Raw genomic sequence first — 19,087 nt, forward strand, 5'->3', positions numbered from 1 at the left:
AACCACCGGCGTGCCCGAACCCGTCTACCGCGCGGCGATCGTCGCCGGCAAGCTCGTCTTCGCCGCGCTCGGGCTGCGGGTCCGCGTCGAGGGGGCCGAGCGGCTGCCGGCGTCCGGCCCCGTCGTCCTGGCCAGCAACCACGTGTCGTTCCCCGACTTCCTGTTCGTCGGGGACGCCCTGCTCGGCACCCGGCGCCGGATCCGGTTCCTGTGTCGTGCCGACATCTGGGACTCGCCGGTCGGGCGGGCGATGGACGCGATGCGGCACGTCCCGGTCGATCGCGCGGCGCCGGCGGCGGCCTACCTGCAGGCCCGCCGGCTGCTGCGCGAGGGCGAGGTCGTGTGCGCGTTCCCCGAGGCCGGCATCTCGGCGGCCTACGTCGTGCGGGCGCTGATGCCCGGCGCCGTCGCCCTGGCCCGCGAGACGGGGGCACCGCTGCTGCCGGTCACCGTGTGGGGCGGGCAGCGGCTGTGGCCGCAGCGCCGGACCGCGGACGGGCCGTTCCCGAGGCCGACCCCGAGCCGCGGCCGGGTCGTCGACGTGCGGGTGCACGCGCCGCTCCACGTGCCGCCGGACGCCGACCTCGTCGAGACCACCCGCCGGCTCGGCCACGTCCTGCAGGGCGGCCTGGAGACGCTCCAGCGGCTGCCCGAGCACCGGCCGCGCGCCGGGGAGCACGCGCCGTGGTACCCGGCGCACCTCGGCGGCCACGCGGTCGAGCGGACGGCGTCCTACGCGCTGGACGCGATGCCGCGCCGGGCGGTGGCACCCACCTGGGGGCCCGGGAGCCTTGTCTAGGGTTGGACCATGGTCAACCAAGTGCAGCGGGTCGCGGCGTACGCCGTGATCGTGCGCGACGGGCAGATCCTGCTCAGCCGGTTGGCTGCCCGGGTCTCGCGCACCGAGCTGTGGACGCTGCCCGGCGGCGGGCTCGACCACGGCGAGGACCCGCGCGACGCGGTCGTCCGCGAGGTGCACGAGGAGACCGGCCTCGACGTGACCATCGGCGACACCTCCCGCACCTACTCGCTCCACCTGCCCGACACCTGGCGGCGCGGCCGCCGCGTCGACGCGCACTCGCTGCGCATCGTCTACGACGGCTGGGTCGCCCCCGACGCGCCGGAGCCGCGCGTGCTGGAGGTCGACGGCTCGACGATCGAGGCGGCGTGGCGCCCGCTCGCCGGCGTCCTCGACGGCACGGTCCCGACCGTCTCGCTGGTCAAGGAGGCGCTGGCCGCCTACCGCCCGCCCCGGGTGCAGCGCGTCGCGGCGTACGCCTGGGTGCGCCGCTCGGTGCCGGACGACGCCGTGCTGCTCACCCGGATCTCGGCCCGGGGCTACCACGTCGGCTCCTGGACGCTGCCGGGCGGCGGGATCGACCACGGCGAGCGTCCGCAGGTCGCGCTGGCCCGCGAGGTCGCCGAGGAGTGCGGCCTCGACTGCACGGTCGGTGACGTGCTGGTCGTCGACGACGTGGCGATCCGCGGCAGCGGTCCGACCGGGCGCGACGAGGACTTCCACGGCGTGCACCTGGTCTTCGCCGCCGAGGTCGCCGACGGTGAGCCACGCGTGGTCGAGGTCGATGGCACGACGGACGCCGCCGCGTGGGTCCCGGTGGCCGACATCGAGACCGGCCGCGTCGACGTCCTCGACGTCGTGCGGGTCGCGCTCGCAGCGGGCTGACCCGGGCCGGGTCAGCGGGTCAGCGGGTCAGCGGGTCAGCGGGTCAGCGGGGCGGGGTCGGGCGGCCGACCAGCGGCTCGACCGACCGGGCGAACGACGTCAGGCGCTCGGCCATCTCCTGCAGCCGGGCCGGCTCCTCCGGGTCGAGTGCGGGGGGCTCGCCGTCCCGTGCCGCCGCCACGATGGCGTGCGCCTCCTGGCGGGCGTGCAGCCGGATGAGGTGGGCGTCGAGCTCGGCCTGCGCGGTGATGACCTCGAGCCGACGGGCCGTCGCCAGCTCGGCAGCCTCGACGTGCTGCTCGTGGGCCGCCTGCAGGGCGCGCATCGCGTCGACGACGGCCGTCGCCACACCCCCGACCGACTCGACGCGATCGGCGGCGGTGGCCTCGGGCACCGACGGTGCGGCGGAGTCGTGCTCGGGGGACGGGCGCTTCACGGGACCGCGCGGACGGCGGGCTCGTCGCACGACCGTACGGCGAGCGTCGCGGTGGTCGACGATCGATCAGCGGTGTGAGCAGGCACGTGGCTTCCCCTGGTTGCGACGGCCTCCAGTAGGCCACAGCGTTAGTGCACAGTTCAACCAAAACGCGGTAACAATCAACCCGGAACGTTCCGACCGGCGCCTGGTACGACGACCGCCCCCGGCCTAGGGTGACGGCGTGACCGAGACCGTGTTCACCTACGCCGCCCCCGCCCTCAAGTTCGGTTCCGGCGCCTCCGCCGAGATCGGCCACGACCTCGGGTCGTACGGCGCCCGCCGAGTCATCCTGGTGACCGACGCGGGTGTCGCCGCGACCGGCCATCCGGCCCGGATCGCCGACCAGGTCCGGGCGACCGGCATCGAGGTGACGATCTTCGACCGGGCGCACGTGGAGCCGACCGACGAGTCGCTGCAGGAGGCGATCGACTTCGCGCGCGACGCCGGCCCCTTCGACGCGGTCGTCGCCGTCGGCGGCGGGTCGAGCATCGACACCGCGAAGGCGGTCAACCTGCTGACGACCAACCCCGGCGAGCTCCTCGACTACATCAACGCCCCGGTCGGCAAGGCCCAGGCCCCGACGCACCGGCTGCTGCCGCTGATCGCGGTGCCGACGACCACGGGCACCGGCAGCGAGAGCACGACGATCTGCGTGCTCGACGTGCTGGCGCTGAAGGTCAAGACCGGCATCAGCCACCCCGCGCTGCGCCCGACCCTGGCCGTCGTCGACCCCGCACTCACCGCGACCCAGCCGACCATGGTGACCGCGGCGGCCGGGATGGACATCCTGTGCCACGCGCTCGAGAGCTACACCGCGCGGTGGTTCGGCGACTTCGACGCCAAGCGTCCCGAGCAGCGGGTGCCCTACTGCGGCGCCAACCCCGTCTCCGACATGTGGTCGGAGCGCTCGATGGGCCTGCTGGCCGGGTCGTTCCGGCGGGCGGTGGCGGGCGGCCCCGGCGACGGTGACGAGCAGCGCCTCGTGCGCGAGGAGATGGCGCTGGCGGCGACGTTCGCGGGCCTCGGGTTCGGCAACGCCGGCGTCCACGTGCCGCACGCGAACGCCTACCCGATCGCGGGCCGGGTGCGCGACTACCGCCCGGCCGGCTACCCCGACGACGAGGCGATCGTGCCCCACGGCATGGCGGTGTCCCTCACCGCGCCGGAGGCGTTCCGGTTCACCTTCGACGCCGCGCCCGAGCGGCACCTGCGCGCGGCCCGGCTGCTCGACCCCGCCGCCGAGGGCTCCGGCCCCGACGTGCTGCCCGACGTGCTGAGCCGGCTGATGCGCGACATCGGGATCCCCAACGGCCTGGCGGAGGTCGGCTACGTCGACGCCGACGTCGACGTCCTCGTCGAGGGCGCCCTCAAGCAGCAGCGACTCCTCGCGACCGCCCCCAAGGAGGTCACGCCCGACGACCTGGCCGGCGTGTTCCGCGGGTCGATGGAGCACTGGTGACCGGCCCGGGCGCCGCCGCCCGGTGACCCGGCCCGCGCCGCACGGACCGGGTGCCGGCGCGATCGGGACCCACGCCGGGGCCCGGTCGCTCCAGGTGCCGGCCGGCCGCCACCGGCCGGGGCCCGACCGATCGCGCCGGACCCGCCGGTCGTCCGTAGGCTGAGGGGATGAACCCGCGCCACCGCCGACTCGTGATCCCGGTGGCGTTGCTGGCCCTGCTCGTGATCGTGGTGGTCGCGGCGGTGCTGAAGTGAGCGCGGACCTCCCCGCCGGCTTCGAGACGGTCCGCGCCGCCCTGCTCGACGACGCCGCGCTGGTCCGGGCCGTGGCCGGTGGACGGCGCCGGGGCACGCAGCCGCGGTGGCGCCGCGTCGAGCTCCGCTACGTCGACCTCAAGGCCGGGCGCCACCTGCAGGTCACGTCCTACGACGCCACGCAGGCCCACACCGCCAACCACGCCGTCGGTCCCGACGGCGCCGCGGCGCTCGACGCGCTGCTGGCCGAGCCCTTCGCCACCTGGCACGTCGACACCGCCGAGCACACCCACCAGCTGCGGGTCACCAAGCGCGGCGAGGCTCTCGTGCACACGACGTCGCGCACCGCGCCGGTCGCCGTGGCCCGCGACCACGACCGGGAGAAGCAGCGCCTGCTGCCGCCCGGCGACCCGATCTTCGCCGCCCTCGGCCTCGCCGGTGGCGACGGCCGGATCAAGCCGAGCCGGATGGCGAAGTACCGCCAGGTCGAGGAGTTCCTGCGGCTGCTCGACGCCACCGTCACCGAGGCGCGCGCGGGCGGGCACCTGCGCCGCCCGACCGCCGAGGACCCGCTGCGCGTGGTCGACCTCGGCTGCGGCAACGCCTACCTCACCTTCGCCGCCCAGCGCTTCCTCGGGGAGGTGCGCGGCCTGCCGGTCGCGGTCACCGGGGTCGACGTCAAGCAGCAGTCGCGCGAGCACAACAGCGCGGTGGCGACCGGGCTCGGCCTCGACGCGACGTTCGTGGTCGGCACGATCGCCGACGCCGTCCTCGAGCAGGAGCCGGAGGTGGTGCTGGCGCTGCACGCCTGCGACACCGCCACCGACGAGGCGCTCGCCCGTGCCGTCGGGTGGCGGGCGTCGGTGGTGCTGGCGGCGCCGTGCTGCCACCACGACATCGCCGCCCAGCTGCGCCGGGCCGACACCCCGGCGCCGTACGGCGAGCTGACCCGGCACGGCATCCTGCGCGAGCGGCTCGCCGACACGCTCACCGACGGGCTGCGCGCCTCGCTGCTGCGCCAGGAGGGCTACCGCGTCGACGTCGTCCAGTTCGTCGAGAGCCAGCACACGCCCCGCAACACCATGCTCCGCGCGGTGCGCACCGGGGCGGTGCCCGACGGGGTCCGCGACGAGTACGACGGGCTGGTCGGCGCCTGGGGCCTCGAGCCGCGCCTGGCCACGCTGCTCGGCCCGTGACGCGGCTCCCGGTGACGCGGCTGCTCGGGATCGCCGTCGCGGTGCCGTTCGTGGTCGCGCTGTCGGCCACGGCCGCGACGCCGAGGCCGACCGTCGAGTTCTCCTTCACCGACCCCCAGATCGTCGAGTCGAGCGGCCTGGTCGCGCGCGACGGGTTGTTCGTGACGGTCAACGACTCCGGTGACACCGGTCAGGTCTTCACCGTCGACCCGGACACCGGCGACACGGTGGGCGTCACCACCTGGTCCGACGACCCGACCGACGTCGAGGCGGTCGCCCCGGCCGGCGACGGCGAGGTGTGGGTCGCCGACATCGGCGACAACCTCGCCGCGCGCGACCGGGTCACGGTCGCGCGGGTGCCGGTCGGGCGCGGCGACCGCGACGTCGACGCGACGTCGTACGAGCTCGACTACCGGGGGCCCGCGCAGGACGCCGAGACGTTGATGGTCGAGCCGGGTTCGGGTCGCCTGGTCGTCGTCACCAAGGGCATCTTCGGGGGCGAGGTCCTCGTGGGCCCCGAGGTGCTCGACCCCGACGGGCCGAACCCGATGCGCCGGGTCGGCGTCGCCCTGGGCATCGCGACCGACGGCTCGTTCTTCCCCGACGGCCGGCACGTCGTCGTGCGCGGCTACGGCTCCGCGGCCGTCTACACCTGGCCCGGCCTCGACGAGGTCGGCCGCTTCGACCTGCCCGCCCAGGAGCAGGGCGAGGGCATCGCCGTCGACGAGGACGGCGCGGTGTTCGTCAGCTCCGAGGGGACGCGCTCGGAGGTGCTGCGGGTCTCGCTCCCGCGCAGCCTCGCCCGCGCGGTGGCGCCGCCCCCGGTCGACCCCGACCCGGACTCGCCCGCGCCGTCGGCCTCCGCGACGCCGGGCGCGGGGCAGCAGCCCGACGCCGGGACCAGTGCCGGTGCCGGTGCCGGGGAGGCCGGGGAGGTCGACGACGCGGGCGCCGACGGGCGGTCCGCCTGGCCCTGGGCGCTCGGCGGGGTCGTCGGCCTCGTGGCTGTCGCCGCGCTGGTCCGGTCGTTGCGACCGCGCCCCGGCCCCCGGGCGTAGCGTGGGCGGATGACGACACGAGCACTGGTCCCGCTGCTGGCGCTGGTCCTGGGCGGAGCCGCCGTCGCCGTCCCCGCGGGCGACGCCGCCGTGACCGGCAGCAGGGCCCCGGCGGCCCGCGAGGTCGCCGTCCTCCAGGACCCGGCGATCACCGAGTCCAGCGGGCTCGTCGCCCGGCGCAACACCTTCGTGACGGTCAACGACTCCGGCGACGGCGGCCGGGTCTTCACCGTCGGCCGCGACGGCGCGACCGTCGGGGTGACGTCGTGGCGACGGCGTCCGGTGGACGTCGAGGCGCTCGCCCCGGCGGGCCGCGGGCGCGTGTGGGTCGGCGACGTCGGTGGCAACGTCGTGGCCCGCTCCGACCTCACGGTCGTGCAGGTGCCCTTCGGCGCGGGCGAACGGCGCGTCCGGCCGCGCCGCTACGTCCTCCGGCTCCCCGACGGGCCGGTCGACGTCGAGACGATGATGGTCGGCCCCCGGACCGGTCGGCTGGTCCTGGTCACCAAGGAGGCCGGCGGTGGCCGGTTCCTGCTGGCGCGGCGCACGCTGCGCAGCGACCGCCCGAACCGGCTGGTCGACGTCGGCGCCGCACCCGCCCTGGCCACCGACGGCGCGTTCTTCCCCAGCGGGAGCCACGTCGTCGTCCGCGGCTACGAGGACGCCGCCGTCTACACCTGGCCCGGACGCCGGCTGCTCGGCCGGTTCGCCCTGCCCGCCCAGCGTCAGGGCGAGGGGATCGCGGTCGGCAGGGACGGCCGGGTCTACCTCAGCAGCGAGGGCCTGCGGGCACCCCTGCTCCGCGTGCGGCTGCCGCGGTGGCTGGTCCGGGCGATGCGTCCCTAGCCCCAGCCCGCTCGGGTGAGGACGGCGCCGCGCCGCCGTACCTAGGGTGGCCGCGTGGTGCGCTTGAGACGGACGTCGCCCGACCAGGTCGGCTGGACACGACGCCGCGCCGGCCAGGGGTTCGTCTACCTCGACCAGCACGGCGAGCGGCTGACGCCCGAGGACGCCCAGCGGGTGCGCGACCTGGTGATCCCGCCCGCCTGGAAGGACGTCTGGGTCACGCCGCACGCCCACGGGCACCTGCAGGCCGTCGGCACCGACGACGCCGGGCGGCGCCAGTACCTCTACCACCCGGAGTGGCGGACCCGGCGCGACGCCGAGAAGTTCGAGCGGATGCTGCTGTTCGGCAAGGGACTGGTCAAGGCGCGCGAGCGGGTGCTCGCCGACCTCGGCCGCGACGGCATGCCGCTCGAGCGGGCGTGCGCGGCGGCCGTGCGGCTGCTCGACCTCGGCTACTTCCGGATCGGCAACGACGTCTACGCCGACACCCACGGCTCCTTCGGGCTGACCACGCTCGAGCGGCGCCACGTCAAGCGGCACCAGGACCGGCTGGTCTTCACCTTCACCGGCAAGTCGGGCGTCGACCACCGCATCGAGATCGACGACGAGACCGTCGTGGAGGCGATCGAGATCATGCGCCGCCGGCGCGCCAAGGACGACCCCGGCCTGATGGCCTACCGGGACGGGCGCTCGTGGCGCTCGATCATCCCCGACCTCGTCAACACCTACGTGCGCGAGACGACCGGTCTCGAGGCGACCGCGAAGGACTTCCGCACCTGGCACGCCACGGTGCTCGCCGCCGCGGCTCTCGCCGAGTCGCCGGAGCCGGGGCAGACCGCGGCCTCGCGCAAGCGGGCGGTGGCCGGTGCGATGCGCGAGGTGTCGGAGTTCCTCGGCAACACCCCGACCCTGGCCCGCTCGTCGTACGTCGACCCGCGGGTGATCGAGGCCTACGGGCGCGGCCTGACGATCGAGCGCACCACGCGGCGTCGCTTCGACACCCCCGACGTCCGGCAGGCGGCGCTGGAGCGGGCCACGCTCAAGCTCATCAAGGAGGTCGCGTCGTGAGCGGCCCGTCGTACGCCCGGGTCACGGTCGTCCGGGGCGACATCACCGCGCAGGACGTCGACGCCGTCGTGAACGCCGCCAACCGGGCGATGCGCGGCGGGGGCGGCGTCGACGGCGCGATCCACCGCGCCGGCGGCCCGGCCGTGCTCGAGGACTGCCGCCGGCGGTTCCCCGACGGCCTCGCCACCGGCGACGCCGGCTGGACGACGGCCGGGGAGATGCCGGCGCGCTGGGTGATCCACGTCGTCGGCCCCAACCACCGGGCCGGCGAGACCGACCGGACCCTGCTCGTCTCCTGCTACGCGCGTGCCCTCGCCGTCGCCGACGAGCTCGGCGCCCGCACCGTCGCCTTCCCGCTCGTCTCCGCCGGCGTCTACGGCTGGCCGAGGGACGACGCCGTCGCGGCCGCGATCGACACCCTCCGCTCGACCCCCACCGCCGTCACCGAGGCCCGCCTGGTCGCCTTCGACGGCGCGACGGCCGACCTGGTCGAGGCGGCGCTGCTGCGGTAGTCCCGGCCGTTCGGGCCCTCGATCGGCGCGTCCTGGGGCCCAAACGGCCGGGACTACCGAGCGGGGGCGGTCAGGACAGGTGCTCCACGACCCAGTCGATGGAGCGGGTGAGGGCCCGGACGTCGGCGGGGTCGACGGCGGGGTACATGGCGATGCGCAGCTGGTTCTGGCCGAGCTTGCGGTAGGGCTCGGTGTCGACGACGCCGTTGGCGCGCAGGACCGCCGCCACGGCGGCGGCGTCCACGGACTCGTCGAAGTTGATGGTGCCGATGACCAGCGAGCGGTGCGCGGGGTCGGCGACGTAGGGGTGGGCGTGCGGCGACGCCTCGGCCCAGCCGTAGAGGGCGTCGGAGGACGCCGTCGTCCGCTCGACCATGCCGGCCAGGCCACCGTGGGCGTGCATCCAGTCGAGCTGCTCGGCCATCAGGAAGAGGGTGGCCACCGACGGCGTGTTGTAGGTCTGGTTCTTCACGGAGTTCTCGATCGCCGTCGGCAGGTCGAAGAACGCCGGCACGTGACGCCCGCTCGTCGCGATCGACGCCGCGCGGTCGAGCGCCGCCGGCGACATCAGGGCCAGCCAGAGGCCGCCGTCGGACGCGAACGACTTCTGCGGGGCGAAGTAGTAGACGTCGCACTCGGCGACGTCGACCGGCAGCCCGCCGGCTCCCGACGTCGCGTCGACCAGCACCAGCGCCCCGTCCGGACCGTCGGCGCTCGTGCCCGCCGGCCGGACCACGGGAGCCATCACGGCGGTGGACGTCTCGTTGTGCGCCCAGGCGTAGACGTCGACGCCGTCCTCGGCGACCGCGACCGGGCGCGAGCCCGGGTCGGCGGCGAGCACCGACGGCTCGTCGAGCCACGGCGCCGCCTGCACCGCGGCGGCGAACTTGGAGGAGAACTCGCCGAAGACCAGGTGCTGGCTGCGCCGCTGCACGAGCCCGTGGGTCGCGACGTCCCAGAACGCCGTCGCGCCGCCGTTGCCGAGGACGACCTCGTAGCCCTCGGGCAGCGAGAACAGCGCCGAGACGCCCTCGCGCACCCGGCCGACCAGGTCGCGCACGGGCGCCTGACGGTGCGAGGTGCCCATCAGCGAGGCGCCGGTGGCGGCGAGGGCGTCGAGGTGCGCGGGCTGGATCTTCGACGGGCCGGCGCCGAACCGGCCGTCGGCGGGCAGCAGGTCGGAGGGGATCCGGAGGGCGTCGGTCACGCTCCCTATCCTGTCAGCGTCCCCCGCCCGAGAGAGAGGTCGGCACGTGGCTGAGACCGCCGCCCTGCGCATCGCCCGCGTCGACTACGGCGACCCCGACGCCGTCCGGCTGGTCGCCGAGGTGCAGCAGGAGTACGTCCGCCGCTACGGCAGCCCCGACGACACCCCGCTCGACCCGCTGATGTTCGTGCCGCCGACCGGGTCGTTCTTCGTCGCCTACGACGACGCCGACGGCGGCCGCCCGGTCGCCACCGGCGCCTGGCGTCGCAGCCAGGTCGTCGTCTTCGACACGGCGCGGACCGCCGAGGTCAAGCGCATGTACGTCGTCGAGGCGGCCCGCGGGCGTGGCCTGGCGCGCCTCGTCCTGGCGCACCTGGAGGCCACCGCGGCCGAGGCCGGGGCCGAGGCGCTGGTGCTGGAGACCGGCATCGCCCAGCCCGAGGCCATCGCCCTGTACGAGTCCTCGGGCTACACCCGGGTGCCCGGGTTCGGTCACTACCGCGACTCGCCGTTGAGCCGCTGCTTCGGCAAGGACCTGCGGTGCTCCTCCCGGTGAAGGTCGCGCACGGCGTCCGCGACGGCTCCGTGTCGCTCGCCTACCGCCGGTGGCGCAGGCAGGACGTCGAGCCCGGCCGGGTCTTCACCACCGTCGCCGGTCTGGTGCGGGTCGAGGACGTCGCCGTCGTCGACCCCGCGGCGATCAGCGACGCCGACGCGGTGGCGGCCGGGTGGCCCGACGCCGACCGGCTCCGCGCCCGGCTGGCCGGCGACGAGTCGCTGCCGACGTACCGGGTGCGACTGGCGTGGGCGGGGGAGGACCCGCGGATCGCGCTGCGCGAGAGTGTCGACCTCACCGACGACGACGTCGCCGAGCTCGACCGGCGGCTCGAGCGGCTCGACCGGGCGGCCGCGCACGGCGCCTGGACGCTCGCCTACCTGCGGATGATCCTCGAGCGTCCGGAGGTCCGGGCGCCCGATCTCGCGGCGTCCGTGGGCCGCGAGACGGCACCGTTCAAGATCGACGTCCGCAAGCTGAAGAACCTCGGCCTGACGATCAGCCACGCGGTCGGCTACTCGATCTCGCCGCGCGGCGAGGCCTACCTGGCCCGCACCCGGCGCTGACCGCTTGGCCGTCCCCGGCCGTCCCCGGCCGACCGGCCGGGCTCAGACGTCGTTACTCGCACGCCAGTCGTCGGCGCGGATCTCGTGGCGCACCTCGCCCTGCTCCCAGCCCGGCAGCGGGTCGTCCCACCGGCGCACCTCGGTGCCCACGTGGGCGAGGCCGAGCTTCTCCAGCACCCGGCGGGAACCGGCGTTGACGGCCATGGTCTCGGCCCACACCGTCGACAGGCCGACGGTGTCGAAGGCGTGCGCGAGCAGGGCCCGCGACCCCTCGGTGGCGTAGCCCTGGTTCCAGGCCTCGCGGCGCAGCCGGTAGCCGAGCTCGGCGGTCGTCGGGTCGTCGTCGATCCCGAGGCACCACCACCCGAGGAAGCGACCTCCGTCGTGGCCGACCCAGTAGCCCAGCCCGCGCGCGTCGGCGTCCGGACGGGTCCGCCTCGCCATCCAGGTGTCGACGACCTCCTCGCGGCTCAGTGCCCGCCCCCAGACGTGACGCAGCACCTCGGGGTCGGAGTCGAGCTCGACCAGCAGGTCGGTGTGCTCGAGCGTCAGCGGCTCGAGCTCGATGCGCGCGGTGCGCAGGCGCGGGCGGGTCAGCCGGCCCACTCGGCGTTCCAGCCGTCGACCTCGTCGGCCTGGCGGGCGGCGGGGCCGGTGTAGACGGCGGAGGGGCGGATCAGGCGGCCCGTGCGCTTCTGCTCGAGGATGTGTGCCGACCAGCCGCCGGTGCGGGCGCAGGTGAACATCGAGGTGAACATGTGCGCCGGGACCTCGGCGAAGTCGAGGACGATCGCGGCCCAGAACTCCACGTTCGTCTCCAGGACGCGGTCGGGACGACGCTCGCGCAGCTCCTTCAGCGCGGCCTGCTCGAGCGCCTCGGCGACGGCGTAGCGCGGGGCGTCGAGCTCCTTCGCCGTCCGACGGAGCACGCGGGCACGCGGGTCCTCGGCGCGGTAGACGCGGTGGCCGAAGCCCATCAGCCGCTCACCGGAGTCGAGCAGGCCCTTGACGTAGGCGGTGGCGTCGCCGGACTTCTCGACCTCCTCGATCATGGTCAGCACCCGGGCCGGGGCGCCGCCGTGCAGCGGGCCGCTCATCGCGCCGATCGCGCCGGAGAAGGCGGCGGCGACGTCGGCGCCGGTGGAGGTGATGACGCGCGCGGTGAAGGTGGAGGCGTTCATGCCGTGCTCGGCCGCCGAGCTCCAGTAGGCGTCGATCGCGTGGGCGTGCTGCGGGTCGGCCTCGCCCTTCCAGCGGATGAGGAACTTCTCCGCGAGCGTGGCGCCCTCGTCGACGACCTTCTGCGGGACGACGGCCTGCGTGAGGCCACGCGCCGACTGGGCGGCGTAGGAGAGGACCATCACGGCGAGCCGGCCGATGTCCTCGCGCGCCTGCTCGTCGCTGATGTCGTAGGTCTGGCCGAAGCCGAACGCCGGGGCGAGCATCGCGACCGCGGCCTGGACGTCGACGCGGACGTCGCCGGTGTGCACCGGGAGGTTGTAGGGCTCCGCCGGAGCGAGGCCGGGGGTGTAGGCGCCGTCGATCAGCAGGCCCCAGACGTTCTCGAACGGGACCCGACCGACGATGTCCTCGATGTCGACGCCGCGGTAGCGCAGCGCCGAGCCCTCCTTGTCGGGCTCCGCGATCTCCGTCTCGAAGGCGACGACACCCTCGAGTCCGTGGTGTACCTCGGTCATGCTCGCTCCTTCGCGACGGGGGACCACGGGTGGGGTGGTCCGCCGACGCATTCTGCCGCACTACCGTCGGAGCATGGCCGACGCCTCCGCAGACGACATCCGCGCCCTCCGCCACGAGTACGCCGCGGGCGGCCTGGTCGAGGCCGACCTCGCGCCCGACCCGGTGACGATGTTCGGACGCTGGTTCGCCGAGGCGCGCGACTCCGGCATCCACGAGCCGAACGCGATGGTGGTGGCCACCGTGGCGCCCTCCGGCCAGCCGTCGTCGCGGTTCGTGCTGCTCAAGGGCTACGACGACGACGGCTTCCGCTTCTTCACCAACACCGCCTCCCGCAAGGGCGAGGACCTCGCGGCCGAGCCGCGCTGCGCGCTGCTCTTCCCCTGGCACCCGCTCGAGCGGCAGGTCCGCGTCGAGGGGGTCGCGACGCCGCTGCCGCCGGCCGACGTGGCGGCGTACTTCGCCGTCCGCCCGCGCGGGTCGCAGCTCGGCGCCTGGGCGTCGCACCAGTCGCGCGTCGTCACCGGGCGGGAGGAGCTGGCGGCGTCCTACGACGAGGTCGAGGCGCGCTTCGCCGACGTCCCGGACGACGCGGTGCCGGTGCCGCAGGAGTGGGGTGGCTACCTGGTGCGCCCCGAGGTCGTCGAGTTCTGGCAGGGCCGTCCGGGCCGGATGCACGACCGCCTCGTCTACCGCCGCTCGTCCGCCCCCGACTCCGGCGCCGGCGTCGGCGCCGACGTGTGGACGACGGAGCGGCTGGCCCCCTGACTGCGGTAGTCCCGGCCGTTTGGGCCCCTGGATCGTAGGGTCCGGGGCCCAAACGACCGGGACTACCGCACGCAGGCGGCCCTCACGCGGCGCGGTAGCGCAGCAGGCGGGCCCGCTGCCGCGGGGTGAGCGCGCGGCGTAGGTCGACGGTGTGGGTGGGTGTCCAACCGGCGGGTGGCTCGACGGTCCACGACCGGTCCGAGCGTGCCCGCCGGGCGGCCCGCCGGTACGCCGTCCGGACCCGCTCGTCGAGCCGCCGGCAGTCGCGCAGGTCGGCGCTGCTCGACGCGACCGCCTCGAGCCCGTGCTCGGCGTACAGACCCCAGCGGTGGAGGTCGTTGCCGTAGGCGGTGCTCTCGCGGTGGGTGGGGCCGTTGTGCTCGAACACGACGCCGGCGACGGGGTCGATGAGGTCGGGAGTGAACAGGTGGCGCTCGGCGAGGTCGAAGACGGGTCGGTTGAAGAGAGGTCGCTCGTGGTGCAGCTCGACGTAGAGGTGGATCCCCAGGTCGAGCTCGCCCGGCGACCAGGCGTTCTCCTCGGCCCACGTCAGGGCCTTGCGGGCCTGGGGGATGCCGGTCCAGCCTCGCTGGCCGGAGAAGAAGGCGCGCACCTCCGCGATCGAGACGAGGTCGTCGTACGCCGCCAGGCTGAGGACCTTGGCCGCCTCGTGCTCGGACCGGGCGTACCGCATCTCGAACGACACCGCCCAGGTCGGCAGCGTGACGGCGACGCCGTCGACGACGTCGTACATCGACGGGCCGACGCTCTCGCCGCAGACCGCGATGCCGTGACGAGGTTGGGCGTCGATGTCCCGGGTGCCGATCAGCACGGTGACCGGCCGCCGCGCACCCGCCGCCGTCACCCCGTCGAACCAGCGCCCGCCACGCCACCGCAGAGCGGCCCATCCCGTGATCGCCACGCCGTTGCGCTGTGCCGTGGACGCGTTCAGGATCCGCTGCTCGGGTCGCGCGTCGTCGACGTCCGACGGCAGGTAGAAGCCACGGCTCGTCCGCCGCCAGGACGGTCCGCGGGCCTCCTTCGGCGTGGGTTGCCCACCGGTCCGGCTCACCCGCGACGGACGCGTCAGCCCACGCCGCGACACGGGGTGGTCGTCGTACTCGGGCACGACCCCAGCGTGCACGACTTCGGCCGGTCCCGAACTCGTCCTCCACAGGGTGCGCCCGGGGGGATAGTCCCGGCTGTTCGGGCCCTCGACGGGCGTGATCTGGGGCCCAAACGGCCGGGACTACCGCAGCCGGGGCCAACACACCAACCCGGTTGATGAGTGAGTGCTCACTCATTTAGGCTGAGGGGGTGAGGGCACGAGCGAGGGCGATGGCGCCGGACGAGAGGCGTGAGGTGCTGGTCGACGTGACGCTGCGGCTGCTGCGCGAGCACGGGCGCGGCGTGACGACGCGCCAGATCGCCGAGGCGGCGGGCGTCGCCGAGGGGACGATCTTCCGGGTCGTCGACTCGAAGGACGAGCTCGTCGACGCCGCGATCGCGCGGGCCTTCGAGCCGGGCGACCTGGTGGCGCGGATCGAGGGGATCGACGCCGAGCTGCCGGTGCGTGACCGGCTGCTCCTCCTGGTCTCGATCTTCCAGCAGCGCTTCCGCGCGACCTTCTCGCTGATGCGCCAGGTCGGCCTGGTCGGCCCGCCGCACCACGACTCCGCCGAGCACGAGGCCTGGCGGGCCCGGCTCGAGGAGCTCATCGTCGGCGTCGTCGGCGACGGCGAGGAGTTCACCGAGCCGGTCGCCCACGTCGCCCACGTCCTGCGGCTGCTCACCTTCGCCGGCAGCCACGAGCTCATCGCCGACGGCCGGCTGCTCACACCCGAGCAGATCGTCGACACCGTCCTCCACGGCCTCAGGAGGTCACCCGCATGCTGATCCGTCTGCTCCGCGACCGCCTCGGCGCCTACCGCAGCTGGGTGGCGGCGGTCGTCGTCCTCCAGCTCCTCAGCGTGCTGGCCATGCTCTACCTGCCGAGCCTCAACGCCCGGATCATCGACGAGGGCATCGCCGTCGGCGACACCGGCACCATCCTGCGCCTCGGCGCCATGATGCTCGCGGTCTCGCTCGTGCAGATCGTCGGCTCGGTCGGCGCCGCCTGGTACGGCGCCCGCACCGCCATGGCGTTCGGCCGCGACCTGCGCGCGGACCTCTTCGCGCGGGTCGGGACCTTCTCGACCCGGGAGCTGCAGCACTTCGGGGCGCCGTCGCTGATCACCCGGGGCACCAACGACGTCACACAGGTGCAGATGCTCGTGCTGATGGCCTGCCTGATCGCGGCGTCCTCACCGATCATGATGGTCGGCGGGGTCGTCATGGCGCTGCGCGAGGACGCCGGCCTCGGCTGGATCCTCGCGGTCGTCGTGCCCGCCCTGTTCGTGGCGGTCGGCTTCGTGATCTCGCGGATGGTGCCGAGCTTCCGGCTGATGCAGGGCCGCATCGACGAGGTCAACCGGGTCCTGCGCGAGCAGATCACCGGCATCCGCGTCGTCCGGGCGTTCGTCCGCGAGCCGTACGAGGCCGAGCGCTTCGGCCGCGCCAACGACGACCTCACCGCGGTCGCGGTCCGCGCCGGCCGCTGGCTGGCCACGATGTTCCCGCTGGTGATGCTGATCGTGAACGTCGCGAGCGTGGCCGTCATCTGGTTCGGCGGGCACCGCGTCGACGACGGCCAGATGGGCGTCGGCGCGCTCACGGCGTTCCTGAGCTACCTGATGCAGATCCTGATGTCGATCATGATGGCGACGTTCATGCTCATGCAGGTCCCGCGCTCGGCGGTCTGCGCCGACCGGATCGTGGAGGTCCTCGACACCGACACCTCCGTCGTGGTGGCCACCGAGCCGGTGGCCCCGGACCCCGCGCGCCGTGGCGAGCTCGAGCTGGACGCCGTCACCTTCGCCTACCCGGGCGCCGACGAGCCGGTGCTCGCGGACGTCTCGCTGAGCGCGCGGCCCGGCCAGACGGTCGCCGTCATCGGCTCCACCGGGGCCGGCAAGACGACGCTGGTCAACCTGGTGCCGCGGCTGTTCGACGCGACGTCCGGGACGGTCCGGGTCGCCGGCGTCGACGTCCGCGACCTCGACCCGGCGCTGCTGTGGGACCAGATCGGCCTGGTGCCGCAGCGCGGCTACCTGTTCTCCGGCACGGTGCGCTCCAACCTCCGTCACGGCAGGGCGGACGCCTCCGACGAGGAGATCTGGGCCGCGCTCGAGGTCGCGCAGGCGCGCGACTTCGTGGCGGCGATGCCCGAGGGGCTCGACTCCCCGGTCGCCCAGGGCGGCACCAACTTCTCCGGCGGCCAGCGGCAGCGCCTGGCCATCGCCCGCGCCGTCGTACGGCGACCGGGCATCTACCTGTTCGACGACTCGTTCTCGGCCCTCGACCTGGCTACCGACGCCCGGCTCCGCGCCGCGCTCGCCCCGGTGACCACCGAGGCGACCGTCGTCGTGGTCGCCCAGCGCGTCTCCACCATCCGCGACGCCGACGAGATCCTCGTGCTCGAGGACGGCCGCGTCGTCGGCCGCGGCACCCACGACGAGCTGCTCGTCGGGTGCGGCACCTACCAGGAGATCGTCGCGTCCCAGCTGTCCGCCGAGGAGGTGGGTGCCCGATGAGCGAGCAGTCCCGGGGCAAGGCCCAGGAGTTCAAGGCCACCGAGCGCATCGAGGCGCCCGCGGGCGGACCCGGCCGCGGCCCGATGGGTGGCGGCATGGTCGGCCAGAAGGCCATGGACTTCGGTCCGTCGGCCAAGCGGATGATGGCCCGCCTGGCCCCCGACCGGTGGCCCACGCTGCTGGTGGCGGTCCTGACGGTCGCCTCCGTCATGCTGATGGCGGTCGGGCCGCGGATCCTCGGCCACGCCACCGACCTCGTCTTCAACGGCTTCATCGGCCGGCAGTACCCCGCTGGCACCCCCGACTCCGAGCTGCCGGACGCCGTCCGCGGCCAGGGCGTGGTGGCCGGCGAGGGGGTCGACTTCGGCGCCGTGGGGCAGGTGCTGCTCTGGGTCCTCGCCCTGTACGTCGTCGCCGCGCTGATCGGCTGGCTCGGTGGCTACGTGCTCAACGGCGTCGTCCAGCGCACCGTGCGCCGGATGCGCCAGGACGTCGAGGAGAAGATCAACCGGCTCCCGCTCGGGTACTTCGACCGGTCCCCCCGGGGCGAGCTGCTGTCCAGGGTGACCAACGACATCGACAACATCTCCACCACCCTGCAGCAGACGATGAGCCAGCTGCTGACCTCGCTGACCACCGTCGTCGCGGTGCTGGCGATGATGCTGTGGATCTCGCCGCTGCTCGCGCTCGTCGCGCTGGTCAGCGTGCCGCTGTCACTGCTGGTGACCCGCGCGATCATGAAGCGCTCGCAGGGCCAGTTCGTCGCCCAGTGGCGCCGGACCGGCACGCTGAACGCCCACATCGAGGAGACCTTCAGCGGTCACTCGCTGGTCAAGGTGTTCGGCCGTCAGCACGAGGTCGAGACCGAGTTCGCCCGCCAGAACGACGAGCTCTACGACGTCAGCTTCCGGGCGCAGTTCGTCAGCGGGCTGATCATGCCGTCGATGATGTTCATCGGGAACCTCAACTACGTCGTGGTCGCCGTCATCGGCGCGCTGCGCGTGGCCAGCGGCTCCCTGACGCTGGGCGAGGTGCAGGCGTTCGTGCAGTACACGCGCCAGTTCACCCAGCCGCTGACGCAGGTGGCCTCGATGGCCAACCTGTTGCAGTCGGGCGTCGCGTCGGCCGAGCGCGTCTTCGAGCTGCTGGACGCCGACGAGGAGGTCCCCGACGCCGACGTCCCGGGCACCGGTGCCGTCACCCGCGGCGAGGTCGCCTTCGAGCACGTCTCGTTCGCCTACGACGCCGACCGTCCGCTCATCACGGACCTGTCGCTGGTCGCGCGTCCCGGCCAGACCGTCGCGATCGTCGGGCCGACCGGGGCCGGCAAGACGACGCTGGTCAACCTCGTCATGCGCTTCTACGAGATCGACGGCGGCCGGATCACCATCGACGGCGTCGACGTGACCGCGCTGCCGCGCGCCGCGCTCCGCGGCCGGATCGGCATGGTGCTCCAGGACACCTGGCTCTTCGAGGGCACGATCCGCGACAACATCGCCTACGGGCGCCCCGGGGCGACCGAGGAGGAGGTGCTCGCGGCCGCGCGGGCGACGTTCGTCGACCGGTTCGTGCACTCGCTGCCCGAGGGCTACGACACGGTGGTCGACGAGGAGGGGTCGAACCTCTCGGCCGGTGAGCGGCAGCTCGTCACGATCGCCCGCGCCTTCCTGACCGACCCCGCGCTGCTCATCCTCGACGAGGCCACGAGCTCGGTCGACACCCGCACCGAGGTGCTCGTGCAGCAGGCGATGGCCGCGCTGCGCAGCGACCGGACGTCGTTCGTCATCGCCCACCGGCTCTCCACGATCCGCGACGCCGACCTCATCCTGGTGATGGAGGACGGCGCCATCGTGGAGCAAGGCACCCACGCCGAGCTCCTCGCCACCGAGGGTGCCTACGCCCGGCTGTACCAGTCGCAGTTCGCGGCCGCCGTCCAGGAGTGAGGGCCGGGGCCGGGCCCGCACCCGGTCGGCAGGCAAAACCTCTTGAGTGCCGTGGCGCGGCGACCTACGCTCGTCGTACACGGAAGGGAGGTGGTCCTACACAATGCATTCTCATAGGACAAGTGAGGTGGCTGCGCACTAGCAGCCCAGCAACGCGTCGGACCA

At 74.2% G+C, this 19,087-nt stretch carries 19 protein-coding genes; 14 read left to right on the plus strand and 5 right to left on the minus strand.

Going from position 1 to position 19,087, the window contains the following annotated elements; genetic code table 11:
- Positions 1 to 10: 10 nt before the first annotated feature.
- Positions 11 to 799: a lysophospholipid acyltransferase family protein gene (locus tag E4623_RS13425; RefSeq protein WP_134767007.1), complete on the plus strand. Its 789-nt coding sequence runs from the start codon at positions 11 to 13 to the stop codon at positions 797 to 799.
- Between the two features lie 9 nt (positions 800 to 808).
- Positions 809 to 1,684, plus strand: coding sequence for an NUDIX domain-containing protein (locus E4623_RS13430; protein WP_134767008.1), 876 nt, complete (start codon positions 809 to 811; stop codon positions 1,682 to 1,684).
- A 43-nt stretch (positions 1,685 to 1,727) separates the two neighbouring features.
- Here E4623_RS13430 and E4623_RS13435 read toward each other — a convergent pair whose 3' ends face one another.
- The gene (locus tag E4623_RS13435; RefSeq protein ID WP_134767009.1) at positions 1,728 to 2,120 is read right to left on the minus strand and encodes a hypothetical protein; all 393 of its coding nucleotides are present in this window, start codon (positions 2,118 to 2,120) and stop codon (positions 1,728 to 1,730) included.
- Between the two features lie 223 nt (positions 2,121 to 2,343).
- On the opposite strand from E4623_RS13435, the gene E4623_RS13440 reads away from it, so the two are divergent.
- The 6 genes from E4623_RS13440 to E4623_RS13465 all read left to right on the plus strand — a co-directional run bounded on the left by E4623_RS13440 (position 2,344) and on the right by E4623_RS13465 (position 8,555).
- Positions 2,344 to 3,621: a hydroxyacid-oxoacid transhydrogenase gene (locus E4623_RS13440; protein WP_134767010.1), complete on the plus strand. Its 1,278-nt coding sequence runs from the start codon at positions 2,344 to 2,346 to the stop codon at positions 3,619 to 3,621.
- Between the two features lie 250 nt (positions 3,622 to 3,871).
- Positions 3,872 to 5,071: an SAM-dependent methyltransferase gene (locus E4623_RS13445; protein ID WP_134767011.1), complete on the plus strand. Its 1,200-nt coding sequence runs from the start codon at positions 3,872 to 3,874 to the stop codon at positions 5,069 to 5,071.
- Positions 5,068 to 6,129 (plus strand): hypothetical protein, encoded by a 1,062-nt coding sequence (locus E4623_RS13450; RefSeq protein ID WP_134767012.1) that lies wholly within the window; start codon positions 5,068 to 5,070, stop codon positions 6,127 to 6,129. Before E4623_RS13445 ends, E4623_RS13450 begins: the two co-directional genes overlap by 4 nt.
- Positions 6,130 to 6,138: 9 nt before the next feature.
- Positions 6,139 to 6,975 (plus strand): hypothetical protein, encoded by an 837-nt coding sequence (locus E4623_RS13455; protein WP_134767013.1) that lies wholly within the window; start codon positions 6,139 to 6,141, stop codon positions 6,973 to 6,975.
- A 54-nt stretch (positions 6,976 to 7,029) separates the two neighbouring features.
- Positions 7,030 to 8,043 carry a DNA topoisomerase IB gene (locus tag E4623_RS13460; RefSeq protein ID WP_134767014.1) on the plus strand — a complete coding sequence of 338 codons (1,014 nt, stop codon included), beginning with the start codon at positions 7,030 to 7,032 and terminating at the stop codon, positions 8,041 to 8,043.
- Positions 8,040 to 8,555, plus strand: a complete 516-nt coding sequence (locus tag E4623_RS13465) for an O-acetyl-ADP-ribose deacetylase (protein ID WP_134767015.1) — start codon at positions 8,040 to 8,042, stop codon at positions 8,553 to 8,555. The genes E4623_RS13460 and E4623_RS13465 overlap by 4 nt, the downstream gene beginning before the upstream one ends.
- Before the next feature lie 70 nt (positions 8,556 to 8,625).
- Here the strand turns inward: E4623_RS13465 and serC are convergent, their stop codons facing one another.
- Positions 8,626 to 9,762 (minus strand): phosphoserine transaminase, encoded by a 1,137-nt coding sequence (gene serC, locus E4623_RS13470; RefSeq protein WP_209020662.1) that lies wholly within the window; start codon positions 9,760 to 9,762, stop codon positions 8,626 to 8,628.
- Between the two features lie 46 nt (positions 9,763 to 9,808).
- Here serC and E4623_RS13475 point away from each other — a divergent pair, with 46 nt between their 5' ends.
- Both E4623_RS13475 and E4623_RS13480 read left to right on the plus strand, forming a co-directional pair.
- Entirely contained in the window at positions 9,809 to 10,318 is a 510-nt protein-coding gene (locus tag E4623_RS13475) for a GNAT family N-acetyltransferase (protein WP_134767017.1), read from the plus strand.
- Complete coding sequence (locus tag E4623_RS13480) at positions 10,303 to 10,884, plus strand: hypothetical protein (protein ID WP_134767018.1); 582 nt, start codon at positions 10,303 to 10,305, stop codon at positions 10,882 to 10,884. The genes E4623_RS13475 and E4623_RS13480 overlap by 16 nt, the downstream gene beginning before the upstream one ends.
- Positions 10,885 to 10,926: 42 nt before the next feature.
- On the opposite strand, the gene E4623_RS13485 is transcribed toward E4623_RS13480, so the two are convergent.
- Together E4623_RS13485 and E4623_RS13490 are read right to left on the minus strand one after the other, a co-directional pair.
- The gene (locus E4623_RS13485) at positions 10,927 to 11,490 is read right to left on the minus strand and encodes a GNAT family N-acetyltransferase (RefSeq protein WP_245155064.1); all 564 of its coding nucleotides are present in this window, start codon (positions 11,488 to 11,490) and stop codon (positions 10,927 to 10,929) included.
- Entirely contained in the window at positions 11,478 to 12,581 is a 1,104-nt protein-coding gene (locus tag E4623_RS13490) for a citrate synthase 2 (RefSeq protein ID WP_134767019.1), read from the minus strand. Before E4623_RS13490 ends, E4623_RS13485 begins: the two co-directional genes overlap by 13 nt.
- A 73-nt stretch (positions 12,582 to 12,654) precedes the next feature.
- Between E4623_RS13490 and pdxH the strand changes: the two genes are divergently transcribed.
- A complete protein-coding gene (pdxH, locus tag E4623_RS13495; RefSeq protein ID WP_134767020.1) occupies positions 12,655 to 13,347 on the plus strand; it encodes a pyridoxamine 5'-phosphate oxidase in 693 nt (230 codons plus the stop codon).
- Between the two features lie 82 nt (positions 13,348 to 13,429).
- Here the strand turns inward: pdxH and E4623_RS13500 are convergent, their stop codons facing one another.
- On the minus strand, positions 13,430 to 14,476 hold the full coding sequence (locus tag E4623_RS13500; protein WP_134767021.1) for a hypothetical protein: 1,047 nt from the start codon (positions 14,474 to 14,476) through the stop codon (positions 13,430 to 13,432).
- Between the two features lie 188 nt (positions 14,477 to 14,664).
- Between E4623_RS13500 and E4623_RS23000 the strand changes: the two genes are divergently transcribed.
- Genes E4623_RS23000 through E4623_RS13515 form a run of 3 tightly spaced genes read left to right on the plus strand, consistent with a single transcriptional unit; the run spans position 14,665 to position 18,922 of the window.
- Entirely contained in the window at positions 14,665 to 15,243 is a 579-nt protein-coding gene (locus E4623_RS23000; RefSeq protein WP_209020663.1) for a TetR/AcrR family transcriptional regulator, read from the plus strand.
- Complete coding sequence (locus E4623_RS13510) at positions 15,237 to 16,979, plus strand: ABC transporter ATP-binding protein (protein ID WP_134767022.1); 1,743 nt, start codon at positions 15,237 to 15,239, stop codon at positions 16,977 to 16,979. Before E4623_RS23000 ends, E4623_RS13510 begins: the two co-directional genes overlap by 7 nt.
- Positions 16,976 to 18,922, plus strand: a complete 1,947-nt coding sequence (locus E4623_RS13515; RefSeq protein WP_134767023.1) for an ABC transporter ATP-binding protein — start codon at positions 16,976 to 16,978, stop codon at positions 18,920 to 18,922. Before E4623_RS13510 ends, E4623_RS13515 begins: the two co-directional genes overlap by 4 nt.
- Positions 18,923 to 19,087 lie beyond the last annotated feature (165 nt).

Origin of the sequence: Nocardioides sp. 1609, assembly GCF_004522105.1 — a bacterium.
Classification (GTDB): domain Bacteria; phylum Actinomycetota; class Actinomycetes; order Propionibacteriales; family Nocardioidaceae; genus Nocardioides.

Excerpts from the sequence above, each read along its gene's own strand:
- E4623_RS13490 (WP_134767019.1), bottom strand. The coding sequence starts at position 12,581 with ATGACCGAGGTACACCACGGACTCGAGGGTGTCGTCGCCTTCGAGACG.
- E4623_RS13455 (WP_134767013.1), top strand. The coding sequence starts at position 6,139 with ATGACGACACGAGCACTGGTCCCGCTGCTGGCGCTGGTCCTGGGCGGA.
- E4623_RS13515 (WP_134767023.1), top strand. The coding sequence starts at position 16,976 with ATGAGCGAGCAGTCCCGGGGCAAGGCCCAGGAGTTCAAGGCCACCGAG.
- E4623_RS13510 (WP_134767022.1), top strand. The coding sequence starts at position 15,237 with ATGCTGATCCGTCTGCTCCGCGACCGCCTCGGCGCCTACCGCAGCTGG.
- pdxH (WP_134767020.1), top strand. The coding sequence starts at position 12,655 with ATGGCCGACGCCTCCGCAGACGACATCCGCGCCCTCCGCCACGAGTAC.
- E4623_RS13430 (WP_134767008.1), top strand. The coding sequence starts at position 809 with ATGGTCAACCAAGTGCAGCGGGTCGCGGCGTACGCCGTGATCGTGCGC.